Consider the following 16956-nt stretch of genomic DNA (forward strand, 5'->3'; position numbering starts at 1 on the left):
GTGGAGCATACGACAGCACTGGCCGCGGCGCGCCGGTTCGGCGCGAAGCGCTATCTTCGCGGGGTGTCCGCAGTGAACTTCGCGTCCGTCGCGCCGATCGTCCCCGTTCGGAATCTCGATGTCGCCCTGGACCGCTACCGGCGGCTCGGGTTCGACGCGCGCGCATACGACGGCCCGGACCGCTACGGCTTCGTCGACCGCGGGTCGGTGTCGCTGCACCTCACCGAGTGGGACGAACACGACCCGTTGCGCACCGCCGCGAGCGTGTACTTCTACGTCAGCGACGCCGACGCGCTGCACGCCGAGTGGTCCGCGCTGGAGAATCTCGAGGGCCGCTTGATCGCGCCGCAGGACACGCCCTACGGATTGCGGGAGTTCGCCTATGTCGATCCCGACGGGACCGCGCACCGGGTCGGCTCGCCCCTGACCTGATCTTCGGCCGTCGCGCCGGCTTCGTGGCGCAGTGGTCACAGGCGCAACACGCGTCCCTCCGCCGGGCGACAGACGAAATGCCCACCTCCGAGCGACAATCCGAGCGGGAGCGGCGGGACACCGCCCCAACACCGGACCACCCCGCGCGGTTGTCGCTCGGAGGTGGGCATTTGCGGTCATCCTCCCCGGGCGGCGCCAAAGCTCCCTACGTGACGGCCGTGGTCAACAAGCGGTGATGCCGCGACGCGCGCGTCAGCTCTCGCGCCGGATCCTGAGCGCGGTGGTGATCATGGGAATCTGCAGCGGCAGCCGGGCCAGGGCCACGATCCGCATCGCCCACGGCTTGTCCCACCACAACCGGACCATGTTGACGTTGCCCGGGAAGACCCCGACGAACAGGGCGACGGCGGCCAGCGCGGCGGTTCGCCGGGTGCGTCGCGGCACCAGCAGCGCCCCGATCGCCAGCTCGGCCACTCCCGACCCGTAGGTGTACAGCCGCGGGCTGCCGGGCAGTTCGACGGGGATGATCGAGTCGAACGGTTTGGGCGCCACGAAGTGCAGGGTGCCGATGCCGAGCAGCATCGCCGCGACGCGGAAGGCGAGTCGCTGGGTGGCGTCACGGCCGGCGAGGGGTCTCGTTGTCATGGAGACATTGTGCCCATTGCGGCCACGGCCTACCCGCGGTCGGCGTCGGTGTAGCGGATGATGCCGCGAATGTTGCGCCCCTCGAGCATGTCCCGATAGCCGTCGTTGATCTGCTCGAGGGTGTACTCCCGCGTGACCATGTCGTCGAGATTGAGCTGCCCCAGCTTGTACAACTCGAGGATCGCCGGGATGTCGTACTGGGGATTGCCGCCACCAAAAATGCTGCCCTGCAAGCTCTTCTGCAGCAGCGAGAGCCCGGCGAGGTTGAGGGTGACGTCGTTGGCCAACACGCTGGCCATGCCGGTGAGGCAACATACTCCGCCCTTGGCCGTCAGCGCCATCCACGACTCGACGTCTTTGCCCTCCACGTGGCCCACGGTGACGATTACCTTGCGGCACATCATGCCTCGCGTCGCCTCGGCAATTCCGGCCGCGGCGCTGCCCACGTCCGCGAAAGCCGCTGTGGCGCCGAACTTGAGCGCCTGCTCGCGCTTCCATTCGTAGGGATCGACGGCGAATATCCGTCGGGCCCCGGCGATGCGGGCGCCCTGCAGCGCGGCGACGCCGACGCCGCCGATGCCGATGACAGCGACGTCCTCACCCGGTGCGACCGCCGCGCTGCGCACCGCCGAGCCGTAGCCGGTGGTCACCCCGCAGCCCACCAGGCAGGCCACGTCGAACGGGATCGCGGGATCGATTTTGACCACCGAGGTCTGGTGCACCACCGCGTACGGCGCGAACGTCCCCAGCAGTGACATCGGGATGACGTCGCGGCCCCGCGCGGTGACCCGAAACGATCCGTCGGACACCGATTGACCCGACAGCAATCCCATGCCCAGGTCGCACAGGTTGCGCAGCCCCGTCTGGCACGGCGTGCACTTGCCGCAGGAGGGGATGAACGACATGACCACGTGGTCGCCGACGGCTAGGTGCTCGACGCCCTCGCCGACCTCGGTGATGATCCCGGCGCCCTCGTGCCCGCCGAGCACCGGGAAGCAGGGGATGGGAAAGTCACCGGTCAGCAGGTGGTGGTCGGAGTGGCACAACCCTGCCGTCTCCAACCGGACCGTCACCTCGCCGGGGCGGGGATCGCCGATCTCGATCTCGTCGATCACCCAGGGTTCGTTGAGATCCCAGATCAGGGCGCCTTTGGTTTTCAACGGGGAGGCCTCCTGAACGTGTACTAACCGCTTAATTGTTAGCGCGGTCACAGACCGGCCCCCACCGAACTTAGACCAATACTATTGTCTATACAGTATTTGAAACGATTCGCCGCGACTGAACGCCGCCAGACCGCTCGAGGTTGTAAACATGGGTAAACCCGTCATCGTTGGAGCCGTCCGAACGGCGATCGGCCGTTCCTTCAAGGGGACGCTCGTCAACACGCCGCCCGAGACGCTGATCACCGCGGTCCTTCCCGAGGTGGTGCGCCGGTCCGGTGTGGACCCGGCCGCCATCGATGACATCATTTTCGCCGAATCCCATTACGGGGGCGGCGATCTCGCGCGGTATGCGGCCACCGCGACCGGCCTCGAACATGTCCCCGGTCAATCCGTCAACCGGCATTGCGCGGGCAGCCTCACCGCGATCGGCAACGCGGCGGCGCAGATCGGTTCCGACATGGAGCGGGTGCTGATCGCCGGCGGCGTGCAGTCGCTGTCGATGACGCCGCTGACCAACTGGCGCATCCCCGGACCCGAGCTGAAGTTCGAGGAGCGGTGGATGCCGCCGACGCACGTCGAGACGCCCGACGCGCCGGCCAAGGACATGTCGATCACGGTCGGCTGGAACACCGCCCAGACCGTCGGCATCACGCGCGAGGAGATGGACGCCTGGGCGGCCCGCTCGCATCAGCGCGCCGTCGCGGCGCAGGACGCGGGCAAGTTCGTCGATGAGATCCTGCCCCTGAAGATTTCGCAGGCGGACGGTTCGGTCATCGAGTTCGCCGTCGACGAGCACCCCCGCCGTGACACCACCGTCGAAAAGCTGGCCGGCCTCAAGGTATTGCACCCCGAGATCGAGGGCTTCTCGATCACGGCGGGCAACAGCAGCGGCACCAATGACGCCGCGGCCGCGGTCGCGCTGGTCGACCGCGAGTACGCCGACGCGGAGAAGCTCAACGTGATGGGCACGGTCAGGGCGTGGGCCGCCGCGGGCGTGCCGCCACGGGACTGCGGCCTGGGTGCGGTCAAGGTCATCGGAAAGGTGTTGCAGCGCGCCGGGTTGTCGCCCGGCGATGTGGCGCTGTGGGAGATCAACGAGGCGTTCGCGTCCGTGCCGATCGCGGCGTGCCGGGAATACGGCCTCGACGAGGAGAAGGTGAACTTCTCCGGTAGCGGCTGCAGCCTGGGCCACCCGATCGCGGCCTCCGGCGCGCGCATGGTGACCACGCTGGCCTACGAGCTGGCCCGCCGCGGCGGCGGCATCGGCGTCGCGGCGATGTGCGCCGGCGGCGGCCAGGGCGGCGCTGTCGTCATCGAGGTCTAGCGGCGATCGCGAGGGCGGCAAAGCGGGTCGCCGCCATCAGGTCTAGCGGCGTCAGTTACAGAACGTGTAGCCGATGAACTGGGTGCCGCGCGTGTCGCCGCTGGCGTAGTTGGCGAAGTGCACGGCCGGTTTTCCGTCGTACTGCGTGTTCATCTGCTGCACGGACGGCGGCGGGACGTCTTTGGGGAAGGCCAGGATCATGTCGGCGAAAATCTCCAGGCCGGCCTGGCAGATGGCTTCGCGCCGGGGCGGCTGTGGATTCCACGCGTGCACCACGACCGGCTCGGTCAGCTGAGATCCCGTCGCGCAATTCGGGTCGCAGAGCTTGAACACGGCCGTGCCGGTCCCGTCGGCGCCCTGCGGTCCCCAGGAGCTCCACGACATGTCCTGCAGCGCAACCGCCACGCTGGCGCACCCCAGAACGTTGAGCTTCTTGGGACGCGCGACCGGAGGGACGGACGGGTTGTAGCAGCCGGGGATGGCGAAGCTCTCCGGTGCCGACAGCGGTGGGCTGGTGGTGGGACCCGTCGCGCTGTGGTTGCCTTCGGTTACGCGCACCCCCACGACGGCCAAAACCCCGACCAGCACGACCGCCGCGATGCCGATCGCGATCAAACGCCCCCGCGAGATGTGCCGCAACCGCCTCGATGTAGGGACGTTGGCGTTGCCGCTCACAACCACCAGATTACGGACCAGTTTCTGGTCGGGGGTGGCAACCCGCGATGGCTTCTCAGGGTAAAGTTGGTCATCGCTGCCAACTTATCAAGGATTCCGTGGAGATGCCGATGAATGACCATGACCTGGCCGCGCGGTTGGCCACCGACGCGGGCCAGCTGCTGCTCGGGGTCCGGCAGGAGTTCGCCGACGCGGAAGCGAACGAACGGAAAGCCGCGGGGGACAAGCGATCCCACGACTTTCTGATGGCTGCGCTCGCCGCGCAGCGCCCCGGCGACGCGGTGCTGTCCGAGGAGGGCGCCGACAACCCGGTGCGGTTGCGCGCGGAGCGCGTCTGGATCGTCGATCCGCTGGACGGGACGCGGGAGTTCTCCGAGCTCGGGCGCGACGACTGGGCGGTGCACGTCGCGTTATGGGAGGCCGGCGAGCTGGTTGCCGGCGCCGTGGCGCTGCCGGCGCAGGGCATCACGTTCGCCACGCCCGACATCGCGTCGCCTCCGGCGGCGCCGGGCAAGCCACGGATCGTGGTCTCGCGCACCCGCCCGCCCGCCATCGCGCTGAACGTCCGGGACGCCCTGGACGGCGTTCTGGTCGAAATGGGTTCGGCCGGCGCCAAGGTGGCGTCGATCGTCCAGGGCTTGTCCGATGTGTACGTGCACGCCGGCGGGCAGTACGAATGGGACTCCGCCGCCCCGGTGGCGGTGGCGCGCGCCGCGGGGCTGCACACCTCCCGCATCGACGGGTCCGCTCTGGCCTACAACCAGCCGGACCCGAAGCTGCCGGACCTCGTGGTGTGTCGTCCCGAGCTCGCGGAGGCCGTACTCGCGGTTACCGGCTGACCGGCCGCGCCGGCCTGCGTCCAGGGGACCGCTAGACCGTGACGAAATCCGCCATCATGGCCATGTCCTCGTGCTCGAGGTTGTGGCAGTGGACCAGATAGGTTCCGCGATAGTCGGTGAACCGCACGATCACTTCCACGGCTTCGGCCGGGGCCACGTCGACGGTGTCTTTCCAACCGTGATCGAAGCGCCCGGGCGGCTTGTTGTTGCGCGACAAGACTTGAAACGGGTTGAGATGGACGTGGATTGGATGCCGGATGTCGGTGATGAAGCGCCAGACTTCGACATCGCCGATGCGCGGCGTCGCAACCGGAGTGCCGGGCTTGTAGGGTTTGTTGTTGATCGTCCACACACCGGCCCGGCCTTGTCCGAACAGAAAGGTGCGGGTGGTCGTGGCACGCCTCCGGTCCAGGGGTGCAACGCTTTCGCTGAGCCGTTCGGGAATGCTTGATTCGTCTGAGCGGTCGGTGCCGAGGACGTCGAAGCGCATGACCTCCGTAGTGGACTGTGCGCCAAGGGTGTTGACGAGCCGTACCCGGGTGCCGCGACGGTAGCGGGAGAAGTCGACGACGACGTCGAAGCGTTCGGCCGGCGCGATGTCGATCGCGTCATGCGTGATCGGACTGCTCAGAAGCCCACCGTCACTTCCGATCTGGGTGAACGGCGGTCCCTCGGGTGGTGGCGGGTCGAGCCGCAATCGGTAGCGGCGGGCGTTGGAGGCGTTGAGTACTCGGAATCGATACCGTGCGGGATCGGTGTCGAGCACGGGCCATGGCGCGCCGTTGACCAGTACGACGTCGCCGAGCACGCCGTTCATATAGGGGGCGGCGACCTCACCGCCGTCGGCGAGCGGGTACTGGAACGAGCCGTCCGCGGCAAACGATCGATCGGTGATCATCAGCGCGATGTCGCGATCACCCTTCGGCAGCGGCAGGGCCAGCTCTTCATCGTCGTGAACGAGGTGAAATCCCGCGAGCCCACGCCAGACGGCTTGGCCGGTGTAGCCCATTCGGTGGTCGTGATACCACAGCGTCGCCGCGCGTTGCTGCATGGGGTAGACGTATTCGCGTTGCCCGACAACGGAATTGCGTGACATTCCCGCCGCCATGCCGCCGTCACCGGGAGTGACCTTCGGGCCCTGTGGTTCGATGAGGTCGAGCGGATAACCGTCACTGTCGGGCGGGGTATGGCCGCCATGAAGGTGCACAGCAACGGGAACGGGCAACGCGTTGTGGTGGCGGATCACGGTGCGCCGACCCGACCGGGAGACGATTGTGGGACCGGGAAAGGTTCCGCCATACGTCCAGGCGTGCGTCGTGAGGCCGGGCAGTATCGGCAGATCGGCGGCGCACTGGGTGATCTCGTAGTAATCGCTTGCGGCGTCGCTGGCGACGGGGGCCAGCCGAATTGGGATCGGCAACCGCGTCCGGTAGAGCGGCGGCAATGGTACCTGGCTGCGCAGCAGCTTGCCGGGCTCGGCGGGACCCAGCGCCAGCTGCGCCGCGGGCCATCCCGCTCCTGCGACACCGACGCCCGCCGTGAGCAAGCCGGCGCGCAGCAGGGTGCGCCGCTTCACGGTGCCACCTCGCCGTCGACGGCGCGCCGAGCCGGCAGCGGGGTGCGCCAAATCACCGTCGCCACTTGGACAATCCCGACGACGAGCAATACGCCCAGCGGAACGTGTACGGCAGTCAGTCGCAGTTCGCCTGCGGCGAACTCGGCGACGAGCAACAACGTCTGCGCCACGCCGCCCAAGAACGCGCCCCGCGGGCCGCCGAGACGCCAGATCCAGGCGAGGATAGCGACTTGCACCGCAGAGGTGAGGGTGATCGCTTTCGCCCCGAGCGAGTGCAGCATCAGCGCGTCGTACTGGCCGCCGAGAAAATTGCCCGCCAAAGTGGCCTGCGCGAGCGCGAGCACCACCATCGATGCGGTGCTGGCACGCGCCAACAGCAGCGGTCCCCGTGTGGTCGGGCCTCGCCGGCCACCGGCGTTCACAGGACCGCCGGGTGTGCTGCAATCGCCACGCCGAGGGCGGCGCAGTTGAGCGCCAGCAGGAATCCGCCGAACATCATCTGGCCCGTGATGTCGTGGGCCAGCACATGGGTGTACACGGCGCACACAAAAAATATGACCAACCCCGCAGCGGCGGCAATGCCTATTGCCGGTATCCACAGGCCCACGATGAGTCCCACGGTTCCCAATGTCTTCAGGGTGCCGATAGGAAACCTCAACCACGACACCGGCACGCCCGCGCTCGCCATCCCGGGCAGAATCGGCGCGAAGTGAACCAGCGCCGCGATACCCGAGAATCCATCGAAGGCGATCGCAGTGAATGTCACGATCAAATATGCGGTGTGCACCGTGTCCTCCCCGGGGAATTCATCTCGTCGGTATCGAGTCAGAGTCTTTGGCCGACAGTGCCTCTCGACGTACCATCTGCCACAGGGTCGGGGTGGACTGGGTCGTCGAGATGACCACGATGCGCCGGAGGGAAGCCGAGTCGGTGACGAGGGAAATCAGATAGTCGGCCAAGTCGATACGTGCGGTGAACGCGCCCACCGGCTCGATGGGTCCGCTGATGTAGTCGGTCGGTTCGGGCAGGTCGAACAGGCCGGAGGGCCGAACGATCGTCCAGTCGAGGCCGCTGCCGCACACGATGGTTTCCATGCGGCGCATGTCGTCGTACACCGTCTTACCGATCGTCGTCCTGATGATGGGGTCGATCAGGCGCAGCAAGCGCGGGGCGTGCAGGCGTCGCGTGGGATGTACCGACGTGGAGCTCACGACGATCAGGCGGCGCGTCCCCGACGCACGCATGGCGTTGACGATGTTGGTCGTTCCGGTCGAATAGGTGTCGACCCGGTGGCGGGCGAAGGGCACCCCGAGCGCCGAGACCACGGCATCGGCCCCTGCGATGGCTGCACGGACCGCGGAGTCGTTCCGCACGTCGGCCGCCACAACCGTCAATTGCGGGTGCGTGATGGGGAATTCGCGTGGATGTCGGGTCACGGCGACCACGGCGTGCCCGGCGGTCAGCGCGCATCTGACGGCGAGTCGGCCCGTTGGCCCGTTGGCTCCGAAGATGACCGTCTTCATCGTTCACTTCCCAATTTGTCACAACTAGTGATTATCACGGTACATGACGATTATGCACGGTGCCAGACTGAATGTAAGGAGACTGAAGCCGCGCTGCCCGGCGCCGGCAGCACGGTGTCGTGACTTCGCGCCGTATGGCTTAGGGAATGCGGCCGACGAGCGCGTTGCCTCGTCGCGCCCGCCGATTGGTCAATGACCGGCGATCACGCCAGTTGGGGATGAACTCCGGGAATGAGCCCTGCCCCCGCGGCGACGCGCTGAAGAAGGCGGCGCAGCGTGTCGCGTTCTTTCGCAGACAGGGGCGCGGCTATTTCGTTTTCGAGGTCGCGGCCCTGCTCATGCAGCGCGGGCAGCAGGCGGCGGGCCTTGGCGGTGAGCGTGACAGCGACCGCGCGCCGATCCTCGGGGTGCGGTAACCGCTTTGCGAGTCCTCGCTGTTCAAGCTGGTCGATGACCACAACCATGGCATTGCGGTGGATCCCGAGGCGTTCGGAGAGCTGACGCTGGGATTGGCCGTCGGCACTAGCGAGTGCCAGCAGAACTGCGTACGTGCGGGGGTCGGCCCCTATCGACGAAAGCCGGCGCTGGAAGTCGCTGCTGATATGGGCGCCGAGTTGCGCGAGGAGAAACGGGATTCGTTCGTCGAGTTCAGCAATGCCGGAGTGATGTTCACTCGGCGGCTTGGGCAACGTCGGCTCCTCGACTACTGGACTGTTTGCGCCGCAACGCTTTACGTACGAAGCGTTGCCAGTGCAGGGATTATCATCCTACAAGATCGTCATCGGCCGGTACAGTTCTTGACCGTTGCCGTGGCGTGTCGATCCCGCCGCGCCCGCCCCCGCAAGAGCCGCTGCGCATAAAGGTCTCTCAGAGCAGGGCCTGCTGCCACGACAGGACGCGTGCGGCCAGTTCGGGTCCGCGGTCCTCCTGGATGAAGTGGCTGGCGTTGATGCGGGCGTGCGGCTGGCCCGCGGCGCCGGGGATGTGCTTGATCAGCGGGGTATCCGCTTGCCCGAGGATGGGGTCGCGCGCACCGAAGATGGCCAGGAACGGCTTCTCCCAGCGCCCGAGCGCCTCCCACGCCCTCCTGTTGGCCGGAATCGCCGGATCGCTGGGCGAGGTGGGGACCAACTGGGGGAACGCGCGGGCCCCGGCCTGATATGTCTTGTCCGGGAAGGGGGCGTCATACCCGGCCCGCACCTTCGACGACACCCGGCGGACGGTCCCGGCGCCCACGATGCGTCCCGCCGGCAGCACGGGGGAGTAGCGCGCAAAGGCGCGCCAGGCATGGAAGGCGGGCGGGGTGCGCCGCTGCGCGGTGGGCAGGAAACCGTTGGCCACCACCAGCCGCCCGACGCGGTCGGGCTGCTCGGCGGCGATGCGCAGGCCGATCAACGATCCCCAGTCCTGCACGAGCAACGTGACATCCCACAGATTGAGGTGCTCGAACCACGAGACCACCCATTCCACGTGCCGCTGGTAGGTGTAATCCTCGATGCGGCTGGGCTTGTCCGACCGGCCGAAACCGATCAGGTCGGGTGCCAGCACACGGTTCCCGGCGTCGGTCAGGGGCGTGATCATGGAGCGGTACAGATAGCTCCACGTGGGCTCGCCATGCAGCAGGACGATCGGCGGCCCTTCGATCGGCCCCTCGTCGAGATAGTGCATGCGCAGCGGCCGGGTGTCGCTTGCCGTGACGTCGAGATAATGCGCTACGAACGGGTAGCCCTCCAGGTTTTCGAAACGGGAGTCCGGGGTTCGCAGCACATGCATATCAGCTCCTCCGGTGAACCGGCACCTCTGCTAGCCTCTCTCGCCGAGGCGCATTCGTCTAGTGGGAGATTCATTGAGCTGGGCCGCGCTGGCCATTAAACTGGCTTATTCATGGCAATTCGGCGCGCGGTTCTGCTCATAGCCGACATCGGTGGTTACACGCACTACATGCAGTGGAACCGGACGCACCTTGCCCACGCCCAGCTGACGGTCGCGGGCCTGCTGGAGTCGGTCATCAACGCCGCCAAGGGGCTGAAGCTGGCCAAGCTCGAGGGCGACGCCGCGTTCTTCTGGGCGCCGGACACCAACGCCAAAGTGGTGGTGTGCGAGCGGCTGTCACGGATGCGCACGTCGTTCCTGGAGCGGCGGGAGCGGATGAAAAACGACATCGCCTGCCAGTGCGCGAGTTGCGCGCAGCTGGAGAAGCTGTCGCTCAAGTTCGTCGTGCACGTGGGCGAGGTGGCGGATCAGAAGGTGAAGCGCCATGTCGAGCTGGCCGGCTTCGATGTAATCCTGGTGCACCGAATGCTGAAAAACATGGTGCCGGTAGCCGAATACGTGCTCATGACCGATCCCGTCGCGGAATGCCTCGACGAGTCGATGCGTGGGCTGTGCACACCCATGCTGCACGTGTTCGACGGCATCGGCGAAACGTCGACGCACTACATCGACCTCGCGTCGTTGCAGGTTCCCGCCGTGGAGTCCGAGCGCAGTTTCTTGCGCCGGCTCGGCGCGACGATGAAGTTGGAGTTCAACACCCTGCCGTTCACCCTGGGCATGCGGGAGCCCGGCGAGGGGTTCCGCAACTTGGGGCGCGGGACCGAAGAAATCTCCGCGTAGCCCCCGCGCCGCTACTGAGCGCCGGCGAGGGCGCGGCCCATGCGCGACAGGGCCTCGGTGAGGATGGCGCGTGAGGTGGCGAAGTTCAGCCGCACGTGCCCGGCTCCGCCGGTGCCGAACACGTGGCCGGAGCTGAGCGCCACCCGGGCGTGCTCGAGGAACCAGCGGGCGGGTCCGGACAGGTCGGCGACCACCGCGAGGCCATCGCTTTCCTCTTCGTCGATACCGAGTGCCCGGCAGTCCAGCCACGCCAGGTAAGTGCCTTGTGGCCATTGATATTTCACGCTGGGCAGCTGCACGGCGACCAACTCGCCCAGCAGCTTCCGGTTAGCGTCGAGGCCGGACAGCGTCGCGTCGAGCCAGTCGGCGCCGCTGCGGAACGCCTCGGCGTGCGCGATGACGCCGAGATGGCTGGCCCCGTGGCTGACCTCCTCCGGCATCCGGTCCAGGTCGGCGGCCGCCTCCGGCCCGGCGATCGCCACCGCCGCCTTCAGCCCGGACAGATTCCAGGCCTTGGACGCCGACGTCAGGGCGAAGGCGTTCTCCGCTCCGGGGACGGTCAGGAAGGGGGTGAACCGCGATCCCGGCAGGATGACGGGCGCGTGGATCTCGTCGGACACCACGCGGACGCCGTATCCGCGCGCGAGTTCGGCCACCGTGCGCAGCTCCTCGGGCGTGTGCACCGTGCCGGTCGGGTTGTGCGGATTGCACAACAGGTAGGCCACGTTCCCGTGCGTCGCGCGGGCCCGGGAAAAGGCCTCCGCTAACGCGCCCAGATCGATGCGCCCCTCGGCGAGCGGCGCTTCGATCACGCGGCGGCCGTCGTGCGCCACGAACGCGTAAAACGGTGCGTACACAGGGGGATTGACGACGACGGCGTCACCGCGATCGGTGACCAGACGCAACACCTCGACGATGCCGAGCATGACGTCGGGAACGAGCGCGGTGCGGCCCACCTCCAAGTCGTCCCAGTCCCAGCGCCGCGCCGCGAATTCGCTGACCGCCTCCGCCAGCGCCGTGCCGCACGGGTATCCGGTGTCGCCGTCGTCGACGGCCCTGCGCAGCGCCTCGGCCACCGTCGGCGGCAGGTGCACGTCCATCTCGGCGACCCACAGCGGCAGGACGTCGGCGGGATGCGCCCGCCATTTCATGCTGGTGCGAAGCCGCAACTGCTCGAGCGTGAGCTCCTCGAAGGGATTAAAAGTCACTCGGGCAGATTATGTGGCGAACGCGTGCTTCGGAATCGTCAACGGCAGGTCGACCGAGCTGAGCAATCCCGGCTTCGCGGCAACGACATACGACACCGCGTTGACGACGCGCATCGCGGTGGCGACCATCGCGCCGGCCCCCGAGGTCATGCCCGCGATCCCGGCCCGGCCGGGATCCCGCAGCGTCGCCGCCAGGGTGCAGTCGAGGTCGGGGTCGCCGGTGATCACGACGCGATAGGACAGGTCGCCGATCCCGATGGGCCAGTCGGGCGCGACGTCGTGGGCGAGCCGGGTGACGTGTTCGATGACGATGGCCTCGCGGCCGTCGACCACCCCGATCGCCTGCATCCGCAGCGCGCCACAGGTTCCGGACTCGACGGTGCCCATCGCGACTTCCAGCGTCCGGTTGGTGACCGCGCGATCGAAACCCTCACGGACTTCCTGGACTTCGACCCCGAGGGCGTCGGCGATCAACCGGATCTGGCCCTGCCATTCGCCGGCGATCGCGCCGGGAAAGCCGATCCAGGGTTGGTAGTCGAGCGGGCGGCCGAAACCCAGCGCGTCGCTCATGATGTCGGGAACCCCGTAATCGTCGTAGAGGCCGATCTCGAACGAGTGGATCTTTTCGATGACCGACGACTGGGTCGACAGCACCAGCGGCAGGTAGTCGGCGGCGAAGCCCGGCTCGATCCCGGACGCGTACAGCGATGCCTGGCCCCGCTTGGCGGCGGCGACCAATTGGTCGCGCCACTCCGCCGGTTCGTAGGCGTGCGGGTTGACCAGCCGCGTCGTGCTGGTCGTCACGACGTTGATCCCGGCTTCGAGCAGCTTGACGTAGTCCGGGATGGCCAGCGCGTCGCGCTCCGGGCCGCTGGCCGCGTAGATGACGCAGTCGGGCTTCAACGCGATCAGCGCGTCGGCGTCGTTGGTGGCTGCCACGCCGATCGGCTCCCCGCCGGCCAGTTCGCCCGCGTCCTTGCCGACCTTGTCGTCCGAGTGCACCCAGACGCCGGCCAGGTCCAGATTCGGGCGCCGGGCGAGGGCGCGGATGGCGATCGAGCCGATGCCGCCGGTCGCCCACACCACCACGCGATGAGTCGTCATCTCGTTTCTCCTCAAGTCCATATCAGCCGCTGGTCTAAGACCAACGGCCGCCGCGGTTTTCGTGTGTTCGCGACGCGCGCGGCCGGTTCGAGCGGTCAGGTTTAAGAAAGCAGACACTATCTTAACGAACAAATTTTAGGTTAGTCTGCAGCGGTGAGGGCCGAATCCGAGTTTTTCGCGCCTCCGGGCGTCGTGGCCGACGACGTGGGCCGGGCCGGGGACGAGTTGGGCCCGCACCTGGTGCACGACGCGGTGATGGCCGCGTCCTACCGCCCCCATGACGACCGGGTGGCCAGCATCACCCGGGCCGACGGCGGGGACGCACTGCGCGCGGAGGGCGGCCCCTACCGCATCTTCACCACCGCCGAGGCAACCGAGTACGTCCGTGGCGGCCGGCCGCTGCCGCTGCACCCGCTGTGCGGCGGCAGCGCCCCCGACGTCGCCTGGCCCTACCTAGAACGCGCCGCGCGCGCCGCCACCCAATAAAAGGAGAGCACCGGTGTCGATCCAACAGCCTCTGCGTGTCGTCGTGTGGTCCACCGGCGGCGTCGGCAAGGTCGCGATCGACGCCGTCAACCGGCGCCCAAACCTGGAACTCGTTGGGGTATGGGTACATTCGGCGGACAAGGTCGGCCGGGACGCGGGGGAGCTGGCCGGTGGCGACCCGCTCGGGGTGGCGGCCACCGACGACGCCGAGGCCCTGATCGCGTGCAAGCCGGACTGCGTGGTGTATGCGGCCAGCGGTCCCGAGCGCGACGGGGCGGTGCCCGATTATCTGCGGCTGCTGGCGGCCGGCATCAACGTCGTGTCGACGTCGTCGACCAGCCTGGTGCATCCGCCGTCGTATTTCGCCCCGGACTGGCGCGACCAGCTCGAGGCGGCGGCCACCGCAGGCGGCGCCTCGTTCTACGCGTCGGGCATCTTTCCCGGCTTCGCCTCCGATCAGCTCGCGCTGCTGATGACGACGCAGTCGAAGCGCATCCGGACCATCACGGCCAGCGAGGTCGCGCTCAACGACCACTACCCGGTGGCCGACGTGATGATGAACGGGATGGGATTCGGCCACCCGCTGGAGTTTCAGCCGATGCTCGCCACGCCCGGCTTCATCGAAATGGCTTGGCAGGCACCGATATACCTGATCGCCGGCGGCCTGGGGGTCGAGGTGGAAGAGGTGCGTGGCTCCCTGGACCGACGGTTGGCCGACCGCGACATCGAGGTGGCATTCGGCACCATCAAGGCGGGCACCTGCGGCGCCGTGCGGACCCGGGCGGCGGGCGTGGTGAACGGTCGCGAGGCCATCGTGATCGAACACGTCATCCGGATGGCCCGCGACGTCGCGCCCGATTGGCCGACCTCGGAGTCCGACGCCACCTATCGGGTCGACATCGACGGCGATCCCGACGTCCACTGCGAGATGAGGATGGGGGAGGCCGAAGGCCACGGCGCGGGGCACGCCGCCATGGCGTCGACGGCGATGCGGGTGGTCAACGCGATCCCGTATGTGGTCACCGCACCCGCCGGCCTGCTGAGCTCGCTGGACATTCCGATGACGCTGCCGCTTTACGCCTTCGACTGAAGGTGTAACGTGCATCACCAAGATTAGGCCACCTAGGAGTTTGCCGTGTACACACTGCGCTTCGACATGCGCGATCCCGAATGGGCCGCGGCCCCAACCGATCTGTACGCCGCGGCGCCCGAAATGTCGGCCTGGGCCGAGGAGCACGGCGGTCTTGCCGCCGTGCTGTGTGAGCACCACGGCTCCGAGGACGGGTATTTGCCGTCACCGTTCTTGCTGGCCTCGGCGGTGGCGGCGCGCACGCAGCGCCTGGCGCTGAGCCTGATCCTGATCCTGCCGTTCTACGAGACCGTGCGCCTCGCCGAGGACATGGCGGTCCTGGACATCATCAGCAATGGCCGGGCGTCGTACATCCTGGCCCTGGGCTACCGGCCCGAGGAGTTCGAGCACTTCGGCGTGCCGATCAAGAAGCGCGGTCGCGTCTGCGACGAGAAACTCGCGCTGCTGCGGCGATTGCTCGCCGGTGAAACCGTGATCGAGGACGGGCGGCGGATCACCGTGACGCCGCGCCCGCTGACCCCCGGCGGCCCGGGGCTGATGTGGGGTGGGGGAACGTTGGCGGCGGCCCGCCGGGCCGGCAGGTACGGCCTGGGCATGCTGGGCAACGCCAACGCCCCGGGCATCCGGGAGGCCTATGAGGAGGCCTGCCGCGAGCACGGCCACACGCCGGGCCCCACCATGTTTCCCGACCGCAACACCCCGTCGGTCGTGTTCGTCGCCGACGACGTCGATCGGGCGTGGAAAGAGATCGGCGACCACCTGCTGCACGACGTGCGGACCTACGCCGCGTGGAACCCCGGCGACGAGACGACGGCCGGCTTCTCGCACGTGAACACCGTCGACGAGCTACGCGAGACCGGAACGTCACACGTGATTATCTCTGTTCCCGAGGCGGTTTCGCGGGTGAAGGCCGGTCAGGTGCTCAACCTGTCGCCACTGTGCGGCGGGCTGCCACCGGACATCGCGTGGCCCTATCTCAAGCGGGTGGGCGAGGTCGTGCTCCCGGAGGCCCTGTCGTAATTTTTCGTGCCGAACGTGGAGTTGTTGCGGGAAATGCTCGCGATTTCGCCCAACAACTCGACGCTCGGCGGCTACTCCTCGCCGAAGCGATCGACCAGGTGTGAATTGACGCCGTCGGCGTCGAGCCGCCGCGCCACCAGGTACCCCGCCCCCACCCAGGCGCGCCGCGACCAGTTGCCGAACGACACCCGCGTTCCCGGGGCGCCGGACGCGGCCGGCATCATCTTGACGCGCTCGAGCGCCTCCTTGACCCCCCGCGGGCTCAACGGGTGCGCGTCCGCGAGCGCCCGCAACAGGGTGAACGCCACGTCGCGATTCACCACCGGCACACACCATTCCGGGCGCCGCCCGTAGGCCTGCTGGTATTCGTCCAGGAATTTCTGCCCGACGACGTTGCCCTCGTCGTACTGGTCGACCCCGGTCCAGCCCATGAACGCGTTCCACATCACCGGGTTGAGCCATGCGTTCTGGAAGGCGGTCCCGCAGAACCGGGGCGGATCCCAACCCAGCGCGTCGAGCGCCGGGTTGACGAACACGATCCCGAAGCCGAACCCGCAGTGCACGATGGCCTGGGCCTTCGCCTCGTGCAGCGCCCGCACGGCGGCGGTCACGTCGCCGGCGGTCTGCGCGATGGGCGCCTCGGCGACGATGCGAATGTCCTTGCGGCGGCAGGCATCCCGGAGGTTCTTCAGGTAGGCCTCGCCGACCAGGGATTGCTCGACGAGCACGCCGATCTCGGTGTGGCCGCCCTTGGCCAGCAGGTCGGACCAGAAGATCGGCTCGTCGGTGTGCGAGCCCATCGGGAACGCGAAGAACCATTCGCCGAGCGCGACGTCGGACCCGGTGACGCTGATGCAGGGAACCTTGAAACGCTCCTCGATGGCCTCTCGCGTCGGGATCGCGTTGTCGCCGATGTTGGGGCCGAAGACGGCCAGGCAGCCCTCGTCGCACAACTCGCCGTAGGCGTCGATGACCGCTTTGACCGATCCCTTCGGCAACCCCTCCACCTCGCGGTAGACGATCTCGATCGGGCGATCGATCAGCCCCTGCTCGACGCCCTTGCCGAAGACCAGGTCGAACGGCTGCGTCAGGTCCTCGAAATACGTTGTGGGAAAGCCCTCGGGCAGCCGAAAGTCCATCAGGTAGCCGATTTTGATCGGCTCGGCCTTGCTTTCGTAGCTCATCTGAACTCCTTGGTGCCGAGCGTGGAGTTGTTGCGCGAAATGGTCGCGATTCCGCGCCACAACTCCACGTTCGT

General features: G+C 67.7%; 19 protein-coding genes. 7 read left to right on the forward strand and 12 right to left on the reverse strand.

All coding sequences use genetic code 11. The features are described 5' to 3' along the window. Positions 1–72 precede the first annotated feature (72 nt). Positions 73–432: a bleomycin resistance protein gene (locus tag OCQ_RS09725; protein WP_014711398.1), complete on the forward strand. Its 360-nt coding sequence runs from the start codon at positions 73–75 to the stop codon at positions 430–432. A gap of 252 nt (positions 433–684) precedes the next feature. Here OCQ_RS09725 and OCQ_RS09730 read toward each other — a convergent pair whose 3' ends face one another. Together OCQ_RS09730 and OCQ_RS09735 are read right to left on the reverse strand one after the other, a co-directional pair. Then, entirely contained in the window at positions 685–1077 is a 393-nt protein-coding gene (locus OCQ_RS09730; protein WP_008255727.1) for a DoxX family protein, read from the reverse strand. Positions 1078–1106: 29 nt separating this feature from the next. Further along, entirely contained in the window at positions 1107–2237 is a 1131-nt protein-coding gene (locus OCQ_RS09735) for an NDMA-dependent alcohol dehydrogenase (RefSeq protein WP_014384438.1), read from the reverse strand. 151 nt (positions 2238–2388) lie between these two features. Between OCQ_RS09735 and OCQ_RS09740 the strand changes: the two genes are divergently transcribed. After that, positions 2389–3564, forward strand: a complete 1176-nt coding sequence (locus OCQ_RS09740) for a thiolase family protein (RefSeq protein ID WP_014384439.1) — start codon at positions 2389–2391, stop codon at positions 3562–3564. Between the two features lie 51 nt (positions 3565–3615). On the opposite strand, the gene OCQ_RS09745 is transcribed toward OCQ_RS09740, so the two are convergent. Then, a complete protein-coding gene (locus tag OCQ_RS09745) occupies positions 3616–4203 on the reverse strand; it encodes a hypothetical protein (protein ID WP_008255730.1) in 588 nt (195 codons plus the stop codon). A gap of 146 nt (positions 4204–4349) precedes the next feature. Here OCQ_RS09745 and OCQ_RS09750 point away from each other — a divergent pair, with 146 nt between their 5' ends. After that, complete coding sequence (locus OCQ_RS09750) at positions 4350–5078, forward strand: 3'(2'),5'-bisphosphate nucleotidase CysQ (protein ID WP_008255731.1); 729 nt, start codon at positions 4350–4352, stop codon at positions 5076–5078. Between the two features lie 31 nt (positions 5079–5109). On the opposite strand, the gene OCQ_RS09755 is transcribed toward OCQ_RS09750, so the two are convergent. From OCQ_RS09755 to OCQ_RS09780, 6 genes are all read right to left on the reverse strand, one after another. Next, positions 5110–6654 carry a multicopper oxidase family protein gene (locus tag OCQ_RS09755; protein WP_009952296.1) on the reverse strand — a complete coding sequence of 515 codons (1545 nt, stop codon included), beginning with the start codon at positions 6652–6654 and terminating at the stop codon, positions 5110–5112. Further along, positions 6651–7076, reverse strand: coding sequence for a hypothetical protein (locus OCQ_RS09760; RefSeq protein WP_009952293.1), 426 nt, complete (start codon positions 7074–7076; stop codon positions 6651–6653). The genes OCQ_RS09755 and OCQ_RS09760 overlap by 4 nt, the downstream gene beginning before the upstream one ends. Beyond that, on the reverse strand, positions 7073–7441 hold the full coding sequence (locus OCQ_RS09765; RefSeq protein ID WP_009952292.1) for a DoxX family protein: 369 nt from the start codon (positions 7439–7441) through the stop codon (positions 7073–7075). Before OCQ_RS09765 ends, OCQ_RS09760 begins: the two co-directional genes overlap by 4 nt. 19 nt (positions 7442–7460) lie before the next feature. Continuing rightward, the gene (locus tag OCQ_RS09770) at positions 7461–8177 is read right to left on the reverse strand and encodes an NAD(P)-dependent oxidoreductase (protein WP_009952291.1); all 717 of its coding nucleotides are present in this window, start codon (positions 8175–8177) and stop codon (positions 7461–7463) included. A gap of 203 nt (positions 8178–8380) precedes the next feature. Continuing rightward, positions 8381–8866 carry a MarR family winged helix-turn-helix transcriptional regulator gene (locus OCQ_RS25960; protein WP_014384442.1) on the reverse strand — a complete coding sequence of 162 codons (486 nt, stop codon included), beginning with the start codon at positions 8864–8866 and terminating at the stop codon, positions 8381–8383. Positions 8867–9044: 178 nt separating this feature from the next. After that, positions 9045–9950: a haloalkane dehalogenase gene (locus tag OCQ_RS09780; RefSeq protein WP_008255736.1), complete on the reverse strand. Its 906-nt coding sequence runs from the start codon at positions 9948–9950 to the stop codon at positions 9045–9047. A 111-nt stretch (positions 9951–10061) separates the two neighbouring features. On the opposite strand from OCQ_RS09780, the gene OCQ_RS09785 reads away from it, so the two are divergent. Beyond that, a complete protein-coding gene (locus tag OCQ_RS09785) occupies positions 10062–10790 on the forward strand; it encodes a DUF2652 domain-containing protein (RefSeq protein WP_014384443.1) in 729 nt (242 codons plus the stop codon). A gap of 11 nt (positions 10791–10801) precedes the next feature. On the opposite strand, the gene OCQ_RS09790 is transcribed toward OCQ_RS09785, so the two are convergent. Then, positions 10802–11941 (reverse strand): MalY/PatB family protein, encoded by a 1140-nt coding sequence (locus OCQ_RS09790; RefSeq protein ID WP_407937425.1) that lies wholly within the window; start codon positions 11939–11941, stop codon positions 10802–10804. Between the two features lie 66 nt (positions 11942–12007). Further along, positions 12008–13102: an NAD(P)H-dependent amine dehydrogenase family protein gene (locus tag OCQ_RS09795; protein WP_041784939.1), complete on the reverse strand. Its 1095-nt coding sequence runs from the start codon at positions 13100–13102 to the stop codon at positions 12008–12010. 153 nt (positions 13103–13255) lie between these two features. Here OCQ_RS09795 and OCQ_RS09800 point away from each other — a divergent pair, with 153 nt between their 5' ends. The 3 genes from OCQ_RS09800 to OCQ_RS09810 are packed head-to-tail and all read left to right on the forward strand — an operon-like array spanning position 13256 to position 15698. Beyond that, positions 13256–13588 carry a hypothetical protein gene (locus tag OCQ_RS09800; protein WP_051019735.1) on the forward strand — a complete coding sequence of 111 codons (333 nt, stop codon included), beginning with the start codon at positions 13256–13258 and terminating at the stop codon, positions 13586–13588. Between the two features lie 13 nt (positions 13589–13601). Beyond that, the gene (locus OCQ_RS09805) at positions 13602–14678 is read left to right on the forward strand and encodes an NAD(P)H-dependent amine dehydrogenase family protein (protein WP_014384448.1); all 1077 of its coding nucleotides are present in this window, start codon (positions 13602–13604) and stop codon (positions 14676–14678) included. A 45-nt stretch (positions 14679–14723) separates the two neighbouring features. Then, entirely contained in the window at positions 14724–15698 is a 975-nt protein-coding gene (locus OCQ_RS09810) for an LLM class flavin-dependent oxidoreductase (RefSeq protein ID WP_014384449.1), read from the forward strand. Between the two features lie 71 nt (positions 15699–15769). On the opposite strand, the gene OCQ_RS09815 is transcribed toward OCQ_RS09810, so the two are convergent. Next, entirely contained in the window at positions 15770–16882 is a 1113-nt protein-coding gene (locus OCQ_RS09815) for an ABC transporter substrate-binding protein (protein WP_014384450.1), read from the reverse strand. Positions 16883–16956: the final 74 nt, after the last annotated feature.

This window comes from Mycobacterium paraintracellulare, from assembly GCF_000276825.1.
GTDB classification, from domain to species: Bacteria; Actinomycetota; Actinomycetes; order Mycobacteriales; family Mycobacteriaceae; genus Mycobacterium; species Mycobacterium intracellulare.

Coding starts and splice junctions, on each gene's coding strand:
- OCQ_RS09780 (WP_008255736.1), bottom strand. CDS start 9,950: ATGCATGTGCTGCGAACCCCGGACTCCCGTTTCGAAAACCTGGAGGGC.
- OCQ_RS09785 (WP_014384443.1), top strand. CDS start 10,062: ATGGCAATTCGGCGCGCGGTTCTGCTCATAGCCGACATCGGTGGTTAC.
- OCQ_RS09795 (WP_041784939.1), bottom strand. CDS start 13,102: ATGACGACTCATCGCGTGGTGGTGTGGGCGACCGGCGGCATCGGCTCG.
- OCQ_RS09730 (WP_008255727.1), bottom strand. CDS start 1,077: ATGACAACGAGACCCCTCGCCGGCCGTGACGCCACCCAGCGACTCGCC.
- OCQ_RS09740 (WP_014384439.1), top strand. CDS start 2,389: ATGGGTAAACCCGTCATCGTTGGAGCCGTCCGAACGGCGATCGGCCGT.
- OCQ_RS09750 (WP_008255731.1), top strand. CDS start 4,350: ATGAATGACCATGACCTGGCCGCGCGGTTGGCCACCGACGCGGGCCAG.
- OCQ_RS09815 (WP_014384450.1), bottom strand. CDS start 16,882: ATGAGCTACGAAAGCAAGGCCGAGCCGATCAAAATCGGCTACCTGATG.
- OCQ_RS09790 (WP_407937425.1), bottom strand. CDS start 11,941: ATGAAATGGCGGGCGCATCCCGCCGACGTCCTGCCGCTGTGGGTCGCC.
- OCQ_RS09770 (WP_009952291.1), bottom strand. CDS start 8,177: ATGAAGACGGTCATCTTCGGAGCCAACGGGCCAACGGGCCGACTCGCC.